11 protein-coding genes and 1 pseudogene are annotated in these 13,738 nt (G+C 67.4%); 3 read left to right on the forward strand and 9 right to left on the reverse strand.

The annotated features are described in order from the left end of the window. Positions 1 to 58 precede the first annotated feature (58 nt). Both SROS_RS01160 and SROS_RS50660 read left to right on the forward strand, forming a co-directional pair. Positions 59 to 1,561 carry a carboxylesterase/lipase family protein gene (locus SROS_RS01160; RefSeq protein ID WP_281048020.1) on the forward strand — a complete coding sequence of 501 codons (1,503 nt, stop codon included), beginning with the start codon at positions 59 to 61 and terminating at the stop codon, positions 1,559 to 1,561. Positions 1,562 to 2,058: 497 nt separating this feature from the next. Next, a complete protein-coding gene (locus SROS_RS50660; protein ID WP_169369218.1) occupies positions 2,059 to 2,235 on the forward strand; it encodes a hypothetical protein in 177 nt (58 codons plus the stop codon). Between the two features lie 284 nt (positions 2,236 to 2,519). Here SROS_RS50660 and SROS_RS01165 read toward each other — a convergent pair whose 3' ends face one another. Next, positions 2,520 to 3,653 carry a PP2C family protein-serine/threonine phosphatase gene (locus SROS_RS01165; protein WP_218919796.1) on the reverse strand — a complete coding sequence of 378 codons (1,134 nt, stop codon included), beginning with the start codon at positions 3,651 to 3,653 and terminating at the stop codon, positions 2,520 to 2,522. A gap of 401 nt (positions 3,654 to 4,054) precedes the next feature. After that, entirely contained in the window at positions 4,055 to 5,191 is a 1,137-nt protein-coding gene (locus SROS_RS01175) for an MFS transporter (protein WP_218919797.1), read from the reverse strand. Positions 5,192 to 5,543: 352 nt separating this feature from the next. Between SROS_RS01175 and SROS_RS47060 the strand changes: the two are divergent. Then, a pseudogene (locus SROS_RS47060) lies at positions 5,544 to 6,382 on the forward strand (IS5 family transposase). A gap of 781 nt (positions 6,383 to 7,163) precedes the next feature. Here SROS_RS47060 and SROS_RS01190 read toward each other — a convergent pair. The 7 genes from SROS_RS01190 to SROS_RS01220 all read right to left on the reverse strand — a co-directional run bounded on the left by SROS_RS01190 (position 7,164) and on the right by SROS_RS01220 (position 13,700). Next, entirely contained in the window at positions 7,164 to 8,162 is a 999-nt protein-coding gene (locus SROS_RS01190) for an outer membrane protein assembly factor BamB family protein (RefSeq protein WP_043651099.1), read from the reverse strand. A 239-nt stretch (positions 8,163 to 8,401) separates the two neighbouring features. After that, positions 8,402 to 9,199, reverse strand: a complete 798-nt coding sequence (locus SROS_RS01195) for a hypothetical protein (protein ID WP_012887036.1) — start codon at positions 9,197 to 9,199, stop codon at positions 8,402 to 8,404. A 510-nt stretch (positions 9,200 to 9,709) separates the two neighbouring features. Then, positions 9,710 to 10,117 (reverse strand): hypothetical protein, encoded by a 408-nt coding sequence (locus tag SROS_RS01200; RefSeq protein ID WP_148268911.1) that lies wholly within the window; start codon positions 10,115 to 10,117, stop codon positions 9,710 to 9,712. Positions 10,118 to 10,419: 302 nt separating this feature from the next. Further along, a complete protein-coding gene (locus tag SROS_RS01205) occupies positions 10,420 to 10,734 on the reverse strand; it encodes an integrase core domain-containing protein (protein ID WP_081453000.1) in 315 nt (104 codons plus the stop codon). 407 nt (positions 10,735 to 11,141) lie between these two features. Beyond that, positions 11,142 to 11,624: a GerMN domain-containing protein gene (locus tag SROS_RS01210; RefSeq protein ID WP_012887038.1), complete on the reverse strand. Its 483-nt coding sequence runs from the start codon at positions 11,622 to 11,624 to the stop codon at positions 11,142 to 11,144. Between the two features lie 22 nt (positions 11,625 to 11,646). Continuing rightward, positions 11,647 to 13,029 carry a sensor histidine kinase gene (locus SROS_RS01215; RefSeq protein WP_012887039.1) on the reverse strand — a complete coding sequence of 461 codons (1,383 nt, stop codon included), beginning with the start codon at positions 13,027 to 13,029 and terminating at the stop codon, positions 11,647 to 11,649. Next, entirely contained in the window at positions 13,026 to 13,700 is a 675-nt protein-coding gene (locus SROS_RS01220) for a response regulator transcription factor (RefSeq protein ID WP_012887040.1), read from the reverse strand. Before SROS_RS01220 ends, SROS_RS01215 begins: the two co-directional genes overlap by 4 nt. Between the last annotated feature and the right edge of the window lie 38 nt (positions 13,701 to 13,738).

Here is a 13,738-nt window from a genome sequence, read left to right on the forward strand (position 1 = left end):
TCGCCGCATGACATTCATCCGTACTCTCAACTCAGCGGTTGTGAGCTTGGTAATCGTCATGGCAGGGGCCGCGCCGGCGGACGCGGCCCCGCGGAATGCCGTACGGACCGATGCGGGTTGGGTGCGCGGCGAGATCGCCCGGGACCACCGGATCTTCCAGGGCATCCCCTACGCCGCTTCTCCCGTGGGTAACCTGCGCTGGCAGTCGCCCCGGCCGGTGACTCCCTGGCATGGCGTCCGCGACGCGACACGCCCCGGTAACAGGTGTGCCCAGTCCGCGGATCTGTGGGGGTTGCCGGCCAGCGACAGCGAGGACTGCCTGTACCTCAACGTGACCGTCCCGCGCTCGGCCACTCCGAGCCGCCCCCGGCCCGTGATGGTCTGGTTGCACGGCGGCAGCCTGACGAAGGGGGCCGGCAGCGACTACGACGCCACCCGCCTGGCCACGCGCGGCGACGTCGTGGTGGTCACCGTCAACTACCGGCTGGGCGTGTTCGGCTTCTTCGGGCATCCCGGACTGGCGGACGGCGGGGCCTACGGGCTGGAGGACCAGCAGGCCGCTCTGCGCTGGGTCCAGCGCAACGTGGCGGCCTTCGGCGGCGACCACCGCAACGTCACGTTGTTCGGGGAATCCGCCGGGGCGCACTCGGCGTGCTCCCACCTGGCGTCGCCCACCGCTGCAGGGCTGTTCCGCCGGGCGATCCTCCAGAGCACGCCGTGTTCGCAGGCCGCCTTCACCCGCAGCGGCCTGAGGCCGCTCCTGGACATCCCGATGTGGGTTCCCAAGGCCGCTCACGAGGCGCACGGGGCCACCATCGCCACCGCGCTCGGCTGCACCGATCCGGAGACAGCCGTCACCTGTCTGCGCGGCAAGCCCGTCTCCAAGCTCCTCGCGCAGGAGCCGCTCGCCCTGCCGAGCTACGGCAACACCGTGCTGCCCGCCGATCCCGAGACCGTCTTCGCGCAGGGCCGCTTCCACCGTGTGCCGATCCTCACCGGCATCACCCGTGACGAGGGGACCCTATTCGCCGCGCTGATGTTCCCCGGTCTCACCGAGCAGGGGTACCAGGAGGGCCTGCGTCGCTTCTTCGGTGACAAGGCCACGGCGATCGCGGCGGAGTATCCGTCCCGTGGGCGGCCGGTGCAGGCCGCCGCAGCAATCCTGAGCGATCTCGACTGGGCGTGGGCCGGTCGTGCCAGTGACCGAATGCTCAGTGAGCACACCCCGGTCTACTCCTACGGGTTCGCCGACCGTACCGCGCCGCCGATCTTCCCCCTTCCCGGTGGCGTGGAGCCGCTCGCCTCGCACGGATCGGAACTGTCGTTCCTGTTCCCCGGGGCTGCGCTCACCCGCGAGCAGCGGAAGCTCGGCGACACGATGATCACGTACTGGTCCCGCTTCGCGGCGACCGGCGACCCCAACGCTCCTGGCCTGCCGCGCTGGAGTCCCGTGCGCACCGGGCATGTCCATCGCCTGGCTCCGGGCCCCGGTGGCGTCGGCATCTACGATCAGGACGCCCTCCACAAGCTGGCCTTCTGGGACCGCCTGGCCGACCGCTGACCTGCCGGACACCCATCCGGGCCGGCGTGGTCGACATGGTCGGCCCGCCGATAGGTAGGCCTGAACAACTCGAGTCAAACCGTCCAGAAGAAGATGCCGTTCCGCAGGTCAGTACGTGTCCCTTGCGACAACTTCGCGTGGAAGGGACAGTCGTGCTCGGTGGCTCTCTTCTTTGGTGATCTTGTTGGTTGTGGTTCGCCTTCTGGATCGTTCGGCCTGGTTCCTGTTCTGGTTGAGGCTTCGTGCTCTGGTTCGGGGGAGTGAGCCAGTGCGGCATGACGAAGGGCGCGCCCCAGAGGTTCAGGGGCGCGCCCTTGGCGACGTCTGGCGGCCTGTCAGGGGGCACCGATGGTGGTGCGCCGGCGGTGCGCATGTCGGCCAGGGCGCGTAGCAGGCGGCCCTGGCGGGCGCTGGCGCGTATCCAGCGTTCGAGCATCCCGGTGCCAGGTGCAGATAGGTCGGCCAGGGCGCGCATCGCCATGCGGCGGGTGACCTGAGTGCCGTTGAGGCGGCGCAGGCTGTGCTCGGCGAGCTCGCCGGTGCTGGTGCCGATCGCGGCGGTCAGGTCGGCGGAGCCGGTTGTGGCCATCAGGTCGGCGGCGGCCAGGGCCTCGCCAATGGAGGGCAGCTTGCGCGCGTACGCCGCGGCGATCACCTCGATGGCGCAGTCGTAGTTCAGCCAGCACACCGGTTACGGGCGCTTCTTCTCGGGGTGTCGGTAACGAAGCTGTCAGCAGGTGCACGCGATTGCGTTAACCCAGGTCAGCGAGCCGGACTGGCGGGACGGAATCAGCATTCTGCAGGTGAACCCCAGCGTGCACCTGATCGGCACGGCCAATCGGCCGCATCATCGCCGGCCAGCGATATCCGCCCGATTTTCGGCGGCAACTACGGCTACCCCTCACCTGGGCAGACACGGTTGTTTACGGCTGGTGGATCGAGCCTTACCGACACCCCGTCACCGGCGGCCCGGCGAGGACGGGCCGCCCGGCCGGTCGTCCGTCGCGCGGACGGCGACGGCAGCGATGTCGTCGTCGAGTCGGCCGTGGCTGTAGTGGACCAGGTCCCTGTGCAGCTGCTCGAGCAGCCGGGAAGGGGAGTCCGCGTCCCACTGGCCCGCGTGCTGCGTCAGCGGGAAGAACGCGCCAGTGTGGTCGCGGGTCTCGGTGACGCCGTCGGTGTACAGCAGCAGTTGGTCACCGGCGGCGAAGGGGAGGGGGTCGATGTGATACTCCTGCCCGAGCAGGGCGCCCATGTTGATGGGCGGCGAGGGAGCCGTGGGAGTGACCTCGCGGACCGCTCCCGCGCGGAGCAGCAGCGGCGAGGGGTGGCCGCAGTTGACGATTTCGACCACCGATCCGTTGTCGGGGAACTCGGCGAGCAGGGCCGTGGCGAAGTACTCCAGGTCGTCGCCGAACAACAGCGTGGTGTAGCGGTTCATGCTCACGTCCAGTCGGCGGGCCAGCCGCGCCAGGTCCGGCTCGTCGTACGCGGCCTCCCGGAAGCATCCGACGATCGCCGAGGCCACGCCGACCGCAGGGAGTCCTTTGCCGCGAACGTCGCCGATGATCAGGCGGACGCCGTGGGGCGTCTCCAGCGCTTCGTAGAAGTCACCGCCGACATGGGCCTGGGCCGCGGCAGCGAGGTAGAGCGCGTCGATGTCCAACCGGCCGAGGCGGTGGGGCATAGGGCGCAGCAGGACCTTCTGCGTCGTCTCGGCGACGGAGCGGACCTGGGCGAGGGTCTCCTCCCGCTGCTGGCGCACATGGCTGGCGGAGGCGGCCGCGACGGTCACACCCGCGATCACCGCGATGGTGAACAGGTGGGTGTGCGACTCCTCCGGCTGGCCGATGGTTACGGCGATCAGGACGTCGATGGCCAGGGCCAGCAGGCCGAGGGCCACCGTTTCGACCACCGGCCACATCGAGGCGGCGAGAGCGGGGGCAACCACGAGAAAGCGGCTGAAGTAGAGGTGACTCGGAGTCAGAACGGCCACCACGGTGACGACGGCGGTCAGCGCCAGGGGCGCCAGGAGCATCGGCTCCTCCCAGAGAATGTCCGCGCGACGCCACAATCGACTGGAACGGTTCACCTAAGCATCGTAGGGTGACTAGCCTTTACCCTACGTGATTGAATCCGGCTGTCTGGGGCGGCTGCGGCAAGGCGTCGGCAGGCGGGCGGTGGCCGGATCAGGCAGAGTCGCGCGGTTCGCTCTCGGCCGCATCCACCGGCGCTGTCAGACCTGGCACAGAGCGGCGTCGGCGGAGTCCACGGCCTGAGAAACCTCACGGACCGCGCCTCGGGGGTTGAGGAACATCTCTGCGAAGTAGGTGTGAGCGAAGTTGCCGGGACCGTCGTAATCGCGTTGCGCGGCGCTCAGGCAGTCCCAGCCGCGCCGGCACCGGCCGCAGCAATCGTGATCGGTGATGGGCGGCTTCACCTTCAGCCTTCAGGCACACCCTGTTATGGTCGGCGGATCCGAGCTGGCGTCCCTCATCGAAGTGTTGAGCGTTCTGGACGACGGCGCCCATGCAGCAGGTGGCCTCCGAGCAGGACCGCGCAGGACCCGACGGTCAGCAGCCCGCCGGCGAGGAAGGTGCTCCGTACATCGGCGAGCGACAGGACCAGTCCCCCAAGCGCGGCACCCGCCGCGATGCCGGCATTGTAAGCACCGGAGTTCGCCGCGAAGGCAATGTCCGTGCGGCCCGGCGCGCAGTGCAGCATCGTGTTCTGCGTGGTCATGAACACCGGGCCGAGTGCGCCACCCATCAGCGTAAGGGACATCACCGCCGCCACCGGATGAGCGCCGAACGCGTACAGGCCTAGCATGCCCACCGCCTGCGTGGCCACGGCGGTGGCCAGCGCGGACTGCGGAAAGCGGTCCAGGAACGCCCCGGTGATGCTCACCCCGGCCAGACACGCGACACCGAAAACCACGAACAGGACGCTGACTGCGCTGGGGGAGAACCCGCTCACGTCGCCCAGGAACGTCACGATGTAGGTGTATCCCGTGAACGCCCCGGCGGCGGACAAGGCTCCGGCCGCCAGCACCGTCCCGAACCGCCACACGTCGGGACTGGTCGCGTAGGCGGCAGGCTCTTCTTCCGGACGCGACGTCGGCAGCAGAACGGCGATCGTCACCAAAGAGACCAGCCCCAGAGCCGCCAGCATGGCGATGGGCACCTGCCAGGTGCTCTGCCGGCCCAGCCAGGTCCCAGCGGGAACACCGAGCACCAGGGCGAGCGAACCAGCCACGGACAGCGCCCCGACCACACGCCCCCGGACCTCGGGCGCGAACAGGCCCACCGCGACCGGCCCCATCACGGCCCAGAACAGCGCCTGGGCGAGCGCGGTCAGCAGCCGCGCCACGAGGAGCAGCCAGTAAGAGGGGGTCAGCGCGGCAACGAGACTGGACACCACGAGTGCGGCCAGCAGTCCTGTGAGCACATAACGTCGGGGCACGGCCCGCACGACGTGGGCAATCGGCACAGATGCGATGGCCACCGCAACGCCGTAGCCGGTGACCAGGAGACCCACCGCTGACAGGGACACCCGTAGGTCTTCGGACATGAGCCTCAGGAGGCCGACCGGCAGGTTCTCCGCGGTGTTGAAGGTGAGGGCGGCCAGCATCAGAGCCCCGAGCACCGCCAGCCTGTGCCATGGAGCCGGACGTCGCGTGATCGTACGGTCTCTTCCTGTTCTCGCCCGTTGCACCTGCTCAGTGGCACCATTCATGCAGATACCCCACCAAGTTCAGCAGTCCCGGTGCAATCGAATTCACCGGCACCGAAAGCGGCCGCCGGCGGGTGGCCCGGGCCTGTCTCGCCTCCCCCGACTGTGATCAGGGCCCTTCGACGAACTTCCCTCGGCGCTGGGCTACCGCGCCACCCGGCAAGCCATCGCCCGGGCGATGGCCGCCGGACAACCCCTAAGGCCTGTCTGATAAACGATCACGGTGGATGCGGTTAGATGATCGTTCGTGGTGCGACGAGGTGAACTGACCGACAAGGCCTGGCAACGAATCGGGCCCCTGCTGCCCGCGACGGATGGCAGGGGACACCCTTGGCGCGACCATCGCGAGGTCATCAACGGGATTCTGTGGCGGCTGCGCACCGGAGCATCTTGGCGGGACATCCCCGAACGGTACGGCCCCTGGCGGACGTGCTACGAGCGGTTCAAACGCTGGGACGAGGACGGCACTTGGGCCAGGATCCTGGAAGATCTGCAGGTCAAGGACGACTCCATCGGTACGGTCGAACTGACCGTCAGCATCGACTCGACCATCGCCCGCGCCCACCAGCACGCCGCCGGCGCGCGAAAAAGGGGGACGACGGCCGGACGGTCGACGCGAAACAATCCCAAAGGCGACAAGACCTCGGACGCTCCCGCGGTGGACTGACCACCAAACTTCACCTGACCGGCGGCAGCGTCGTGGGCTGTACCGCCTTCGAAGCGGTCATGGCCAAATTCCGGCTGCGCCGCCGCATCGGCCGGCCTCGTACCCGATCGGATCGCCTGCTGGGTGACAAGGGCTAATCCTCCAAGAAGATCCGCCTGTGCTTGCGGCGGCGCGGCATTCAGGCGGTCATTCCCGAACGCAGGGACCAGATCGCCAACCGCACGCGCAAGGGCAGCCAGGGCGGCCGCCCTCCCGTCTTCGACAAAGGCCGCAACCTTGTGGAACGATGCTTCGCCAAGCTCAAGCAGGGGCGGGCCATCGCCACGCGCTTCGACAAGCTCGCCGACCGCTATCTTGCAGGCGTCACCCTGGCATCCATCATGCTCTGGCTCCGCCACTTCGAATTGTCAGACAGGCCTTAACTCCGGGAATTCGGTCTCAGTAACAACATGTCTGGATACTGATGGACGTTCGTAGAAAGTGATCACGGCGAAGGCATCAATGAGCATGTGCTTCTGATGGTGGTGGGCGCCGTGGACGTTCTCGAGCTGGCTGCGGATCAGAAGGTCGGGGTTTCGAGTATCTCCGGCCGCACAGCGCGAAGGCCCAGGTCATCACCACGATGACATGGGCTTTTTCGTGCCTGCGATCAGTTCTGATGTCCGGCTGTGCCCGGTCGTCACCGAGCGGCGATGGTTGATCCTTCCCGATGCGTTGCCACGCTCCAGGGATTGCAGTAGCGGCACGCCGCGGTACAGTCCTCGGTCCGTCGGCCGGGTTATGGCGTGAGCGGCGCAGATCATCGCTGCTGTTACCTGCCTGTAAGCCCTCGCGTGTGGCAAGTAGCTTCGGCGGACAGCGCCGCGGTGTGCTGTCACACAGATAATTGCCGAATTGTTCTTATGAGGTATTCAAGTCATCAGGTGCCAATGAGCTCATCACCCAATCAGGTGGAACGGGCTCCCCGCAATCTCTTCAAGCCGGTGAAGGACACCCGGGGATAAGTCACCCGGCTCTCGCTCGGGAACAATGATCTCAATACCGGGCCCATGAAGTACCTCGCAGCGAGTTGCAGGTAGAACCTCAAGAACCCAAAACCGGACCCTCATGGCCTCTTGTTCGGTGAGTACGGCATTCCTATCTTGGGCAACCAGCCGGATCATGCGATGCAGTCTGTCATTTGGGTCATGCCTGCGCCTCCTCCTATAGGGCATCGGAGTGCGGTTTGACGGTGATCACTCTCAGAGTTCCCTTGGTCACCATGATCATCTCTCCCGCTCCAAGGTCTCGCAGTGCGACAACTCCGGTAACCGACGAGCACCGTTCCAAAACATGTCCATCAGACCGCAGGCGAAAGAGCACACCGCCTTCGCTGACCACCACGAATCCCTCGCCGTCTCGAACCACCCCGCTGACGAGCGGCTGCCTGACCTCCACATTCCACAATTTCGATCCGTCGCCGGGGTCGACGGCGAGATAACCGGCCCGCCGCTCGCTTAACCACACCACGCCACCGGTGAACTCGGCAGCCGAGGCCAAGAGGTCGGAATCGTGACGGAAGAACTGATCGACGAGACCCGATGACAATTGAATGGCCACCACGGACCGCGGGCCGCACGGCATCAAGCAGCGGTCAGGGTCGACCAGGGTGAACGCCGGCCGATGGTCGGTGTCCGCCAATGGCTCCGGCAACCGCCAGCGGCCCAGTTCCCTGCCATCATGTGGATCGATCAGCCACGCTTCCGAACCGCTCCCCGACAGCACACCGCCGTCCCAGGACAGAGGAAGCACCGTGGCCGTAGGCTGCTGTGTCCGCCACAGAGGCCGACCGTCCTTCAGGTTGAAGGCGGCCATGGGGGTGTAACCACGCCAGCCACCGACGATGACCGTCTCCGCGGTAGCCACGACATGCCCCGAAAATGGCGGCAACCCGGCACGCCACACCACAGCCCCTGTCGTGAGATCGAGGCAGGACAGTTGATCGGTGTCATGCGCCAGAACCAGGCAACGATCGCCGGCGACTACGACGGCGCGTGGCCAGGTTCCTATCGGAACGTCCCAGCGGACCGAGCCGTCGTAGCGATCCAGGCAGACAAGCCGAGTATGGCGCTCATGGACGACGACGCGATCTTCCGTCACCGCCACCGCCGAAGCGGAACCCCTCTGATGGAGCTGTCGCTCCCACAGTGTCTTCCCGATCACTTGCCAAGTTCAGCAGGCAAGTGCCGGTCGCACCAACCACGTCAAGAGCTGGAGGTCACATCGGCCGAAGCGAGGAAAGGAGAGGCGCCCTCCGGGGTCGGCAACCGAGCTCTTGCTGTGCATGAGGCGGTCACCGCTGCCGAGCCGGCTCATGAAGATTCACGGCGGGTCGGTCACCGGAGTGGTACTTCACCCCTCGACAGCCAGGTTCAGGAGAGAGCGCTGCTCGGGGAATCCCTTCAGTCGTCCCGCCTCGCTGTCTCGTCGGCGGAAGGGACAGGGATGTCGGTCTCGGCGCCCCAGCCGGTAAGGCGAGCGTCGATGACATGGAAACCCTCGACACTGGTGCCGTTGACGACCAACTCGGTCCAAGTGGTCTGGACCCTGCGCACCAGCTGATCCTTGCCGAGCCAGAGCCGCCACGAGACCTTGACCTTTGTATTTCTTCCGGTGGGTGGCTTCCTGCCGTACTGGTCGCGGAACGCGGGAGAGGCCTTGTAGAGCTGGGCGTAGGTGATCGTCCCCTGGTGGATCGTGGTGCGGGTGCCGTCATAGACGCCTCCCGGACGCTTGGCCTCGGTCGTGGCCAGCACCGCCTGCAACGCGGCCGGATCACCGAGATCGATCTCACCGGACTTCAGGAAGGGACGGGACTTTTCGTCCTCGTAGAACAGGACCCAGGTTTTCCCCTCGGGAGCGGGACAGATCCAGCCCTGGCAGTATGTACGACCCTTGAACCTGAGGAACCGTACAGGAGGCTCGGAGGCATTGGATCTGGGGACGTCTCTGAAATCGATGGCCGTCACCGTGCCCTTGCCGAACTCGGCGCGGGTCTTCTGCCTAGACCTGTTTTTCCCCCCGTCTCTCCCCCAGGTGATGACCTCCGACATGGTCACGCCCCGGTTCTCGACGAGCTGACGCCTGAGCGCGTCGGCCGGGCTGATCGGGGCCGTCTGAGCATCCACAGCGGTACCGAGCCCGGTGACCGCGACGGACACGGTCACCGCGACGGCCATCGTGGCGATCCATCGCCTCATCCGAGCTGTCCTCTCTTGATTCTTCTCACCCCGAGAAGGCGCCGTTGATCTTCTCGTCCCGAGGTCTCTTTTCGATCACCGGATCATGAAGGAGGCAAGCCGAACGGCTCGGACGAGGCATTCGGGAAACGGTGGCTCTTGCTGACGTGCCGCCACGAGGGGGCATCAACCCGGTGAATCTGCTAACGCCGTTGCTAACAACGTCCCTGGACACCGGTGTACGCCCCTGGAAGTCGATCAAGCTGAAGAAGTCGCTGAGCAGGTGCTTCTGACACCCGTGGACGCCGGTGGACGTTCTCGAACTGGCTGCGGATCAGAAGGTCGGGGTTTCGAGTACCTCCGGCCGCACAGCGCGAAGGCCCAGATCATCACCACGATGACCTGGGCTTTTTCGTTCCTGCGATCAGTTCTGATGTCCGGCTGTGTCCGGTCGTCACCGAGCGGCGATGGTTGATCCTTCCCAATGCGTTCCCACGCTCCAGGCGTCCAGATGTCGAAATGAGGGAGTGATCACTGACAGTCGGTCGGATCCTGGCCTTGGCGGTCGAACTCTTCCTGTGTGATCACGACATCGACCCAACCGGACGGTGACTGTCTCTCGTCGTACCGCTGGACCAGCACCAATCCTGGCTTGAGCTTTGCCACACTGTCGGCGGAGAAGCTGACGTCGTTGGTGTTGACCTGGTTGGAGCCTCTCCCCTGATAACCGAACGCGTGATAGAGCACCCCTGGGCGCAACACGAACGGTTTCGGCTCTACCGTCCAACCATCATCGGGGGCATCCAGCCGGACGGATGCGCTCTGCCCGTCCAGGGGCGGTGCAACGAAGTCCACGTCGTCCATGACCGTTGCGGCCGACGAAGGGCCAGGCATGGTACTCCACGAGCCCGAGGTGTCTTCATAGTGAGAGATGTCCACACCCTCAGGAGTCGCTCCCTCGCACCATGCCAAGACGATGATCGGATGCCCCTCTGCGTCGACGCTGACTCCGGTCGCCCCGGCTATGGGGGGCGAGCAACCCGTAATGCTCATGATCCCGATGACTAGCAGTCCGAGCCCACACAAGCGCCGCATATGCGTACGTTAAGCGAAGGTCAGCGGCTCTTTCGCGGACCGTGATCAGATTGCCTTCCAACCGTGGCAGGGCCGTGCGGGGGGGCGACACTGGAGGGTTGCTGGTTGAGCTTGTTCCGCCTTGGCGGACACCATTGGTGTGGTGGTCAGGCCGCGCAGGTGGCCTCGTAGGCGGTGGGACTACGGTGTCCGAGGCCGCTGTGCAGCCGATGCAGGTTGTACCAGCCCTCGATGAACTCGAAGATCGCGCTGTGGGCGGCAGCCCGGCGGAGCCAAGGGCGATCACTGAGCAGCCCGCTCTCCAGTGCGGGGAAGGACGACTCGGCCAGGGCGCTGTCCCAGCACTGGCCGGTCCGGCCGACCGGCAACCGCACCCCCAACCGCCCGGCCGGCTCGGCGAAGGCACTGCTGCTGTGTCGGCAACCGCGATCCGACAGGTCTGGAAGGTTCTGGACAACCATGGGCTGAGGAATCTCGCAGGTCCCACCCCACCAGGCTCGGAAGACAGCGATGGACGATCGAGTTCTAACTCGTAATGAAGGGGTCTGGGGTTCGATTCCCCAAGGCGGCTCCAGCTCAGAGGCCCTCACCGGACACCGGTGGCGGTTTCAAGGGGGCGTTGCAACCCCCTTGCCGGCGCCGGTGAATCCACTGGCATCGTCGCCTGGATCGATTCGGGCACCTGCTTCACGCCGCCACGCGAAGCGCAACGCTTACGGGCGCCGGCTGCGTGTTCACACCACGGGTGATCCTGCTCCAGGGAGGAGAGGCGAGGCCTCGCCGCGTGGTTGCGCCGCGAGGTTTCACCTCATCTCGTTCAAGGAGTGAGTGGTTCCACTGAGGCCAGACACCGGCCGCCCCGGGCAACTCATTTGAAGTCCTCACAGCGCACCTGTCCCCGGTCCGGTACGGTCACCCGCACGTCGTCCACGTCCACGCCGCGCTTGGCGGCAGTGGCGGCGGCGATCGTGCAGACGAGTTGCCCGGTCGCCATCCGCGACAGGCGGGAGACCGGCGGCAGCCATCGGCCGCCCACCAGCATCGAGACGCTCTTGTCCAGCGCGAACCCGTCGTCGTTCACCCGGACGGCCATGTTCTTGGGCAGGCGGGTGACGAAGGAGCGCTCGCTCTCCTTCGAGGTGGGCCCGCCGGCCAGCAGCTCGACGGCTTCGGCGGCCTCCAGCGGGCCCTCGGGGCGGCCGACGGAGACGAGGCGGTCGTCCTGCACGAAGTACAGGCGGGTGCCCTGGATGAAGCCGCGGGCGGGCTCTCCGGCGTCGATCACGTCGGTGGGGCCGACTCCGCAGGCCGTACAGGCTGCCAGGAGCAGGGCGAAGGGCCAGGTTCTCACGGGCGGTTCCCCGGTAGGGGGGTCATGACGGGCGGTTCCCCGGCAGGGTGAGAGTGAAGACGGCTCCGGGGCCGGGGGCGACGGTCAGGTCGCCCCCGTGCAGGAGGGCGTTCTCGCGGGCGATGGCCAAACCCAGGCCGCTGCCTTCGGAGCGGGCGCGGGCGGCGTCGGCCTTGTAGAAGCGCTCGAAGACGTGCGGGAGGACGTCGGCGGGCAGGCCCGGCCCATGGTCGGCGACCTCGACGGCGACGGCCTGGCCGGTGGCGCGCACCCGGACCGTGACGGGCGGTGCGCCGTGCCGCAGCGCGTTGCCGACGAGGTTGGCGACGATGACGTCCAGGCGGCGCGGGTCGAGGGGAACACGGATGTCCGGCGGCAGATCCGTGGTGACGCCGGAACTCCAGCCGCGTGAGCGCAGGCAGGCGGCGACGGCGGCGCCGACGTCCACGTCGTTGAGGTTGAGCACGGCGGCTCCGGCGTCGAAGCGGGAGATCTCCATCAGGTCGTCGACGAGCTTGGTGAGCCGGGCGATCTCGGCGGTGACCAGCCGGGCGGCGGTCCCGGCGTCGGCGTCCAGCCGGTCGGCGCCGGCTTCGAGGACGTCGGTGACGGCGATGGCGGCGGCCAGCGGAGTGCGCAGCTCATGGGAGACGTCGGCGACGAACCGCCGTGACTTGGTCTCCATCTCGCGCAACTCGCCGACCGAGCGTTCCAGCGCGGCGGCGGTCTCGTTGAACCGTCCCGCCAGCCGTGCAAGCTCGTCGCCGCCGCGTACGGGCAGGCGGGTCTCCAGTCGCCCTTCGCCCAGCCGCCGGGCCGCGAGGTCCAGGTCGGCGACCGGGCGCAGCACGCCGCGCGCGGCCAGCAGCCCGGCCAACACCGCCAGCAGCACGGCGGGCAGGGCCGCCGCCTGCGCGGCGCGCAGCACGGCCGCCTCGTCGGAGGCGGCCTGCGCGAGCGATTCGACGAGATAGACGGTGATCCCCGACGGCGTGCCGCCCGCGAGGAGCATGACCCTGCTGCCGCCCACGAGGTACGGCACGCCGTCGCGGGTCACCCGCTGCCAGGCCAGCTCCGGCCGCCGCAGGACTCTCGCGCGCAGTTCGGCGGTGATGCGGGCGTCGCTGGGGATGGCGCCGTCCCTGACCACGTACACCTCGCGGTCGCCCACCTCGAGGTCCTCGGCCAGCAGGGCGAGCTCCGCGTCGCCGGCGGGCAGCGCGACGTCGCGCGACAGCAGCAGCACCCGGTTCTTGAAGTCCTTCAGCAACCGGTTCTGCACCCCGGCCAGCAGGTTGCCCTGCGCCTTGTAGTAGGTCAGCCCGGCGGCCCCCACCGCGCTCAGCCCGCCCACCAGCACGAACGTGATCACCAGCCGGGCCCGCAATCCCCGCAGCCAGGTCATACCGGCCCGAAGCGGTAACCGAATCCGCGCACGGTCTGCACGTACTTCGGCTCGGCCGGCACGTCCTCGATCTTGGCGCGCAGCCGCTGCACGCACGCGTCCACCAGCCGCGAGTCGCCCAGGTAGTCGTGCTCCCACACCGACTCCAGCAACTGCTGCCTGCTGAAGACCTGCCCGGGCGCGGCCGACAGATACAGCAGCAGCCGCAACTCTATCGGCGGCAGCGCGATCTGCCGTCCGCCCCTGCTCACGGTCAGGGAGGCGCGGTCCACGCACAGCGCGCCGTAGGTCTCCACGGGCGAGGGCACACCGTCGGTACGGCGCAGCACCGCCCTGATCCGGGCCTCCAGCACCTGCGGCCGCACCGGCTTGACCACGTAGTCGTCCGCGCCGGCCTCCAGCCCGCCGACCACGTCGAAGTCGTCGCCCCGCGCGCTCAGCATCACGATCGAGGTGGAGGAGGCCGCACGGATGCGCCGGCAGACCTCGAATCCGTCGATGCCGGGCAGCATGAGGTCGAGCACGACCACGTCGGCGGCGAAGCGTGCCAGCCGCTCCAGCCCATCCTCCCCGGATGCCGCCGATTCGACCTCGTGATCCCTGCCCTTGAGGGCGAGCGTCAGAGCGTTTCTGACGCTCGGGTCATCCTCGATCAGCAACACGCGGGCCATGCGTTCCAGTATCGGCGGCTCTGGCTTGCGGTTTGTTC

It is taken from the genome of Streptosporangium roseum DSM 43021 (genome assembly GCF_000024865.1).
Classification (GTDB): Bacteria; Actinomycetota; Actinomycetes; order Streptosporangiales; family Streptosporangiaceae; genus Streptosporangium; species Streptosporangium roseum.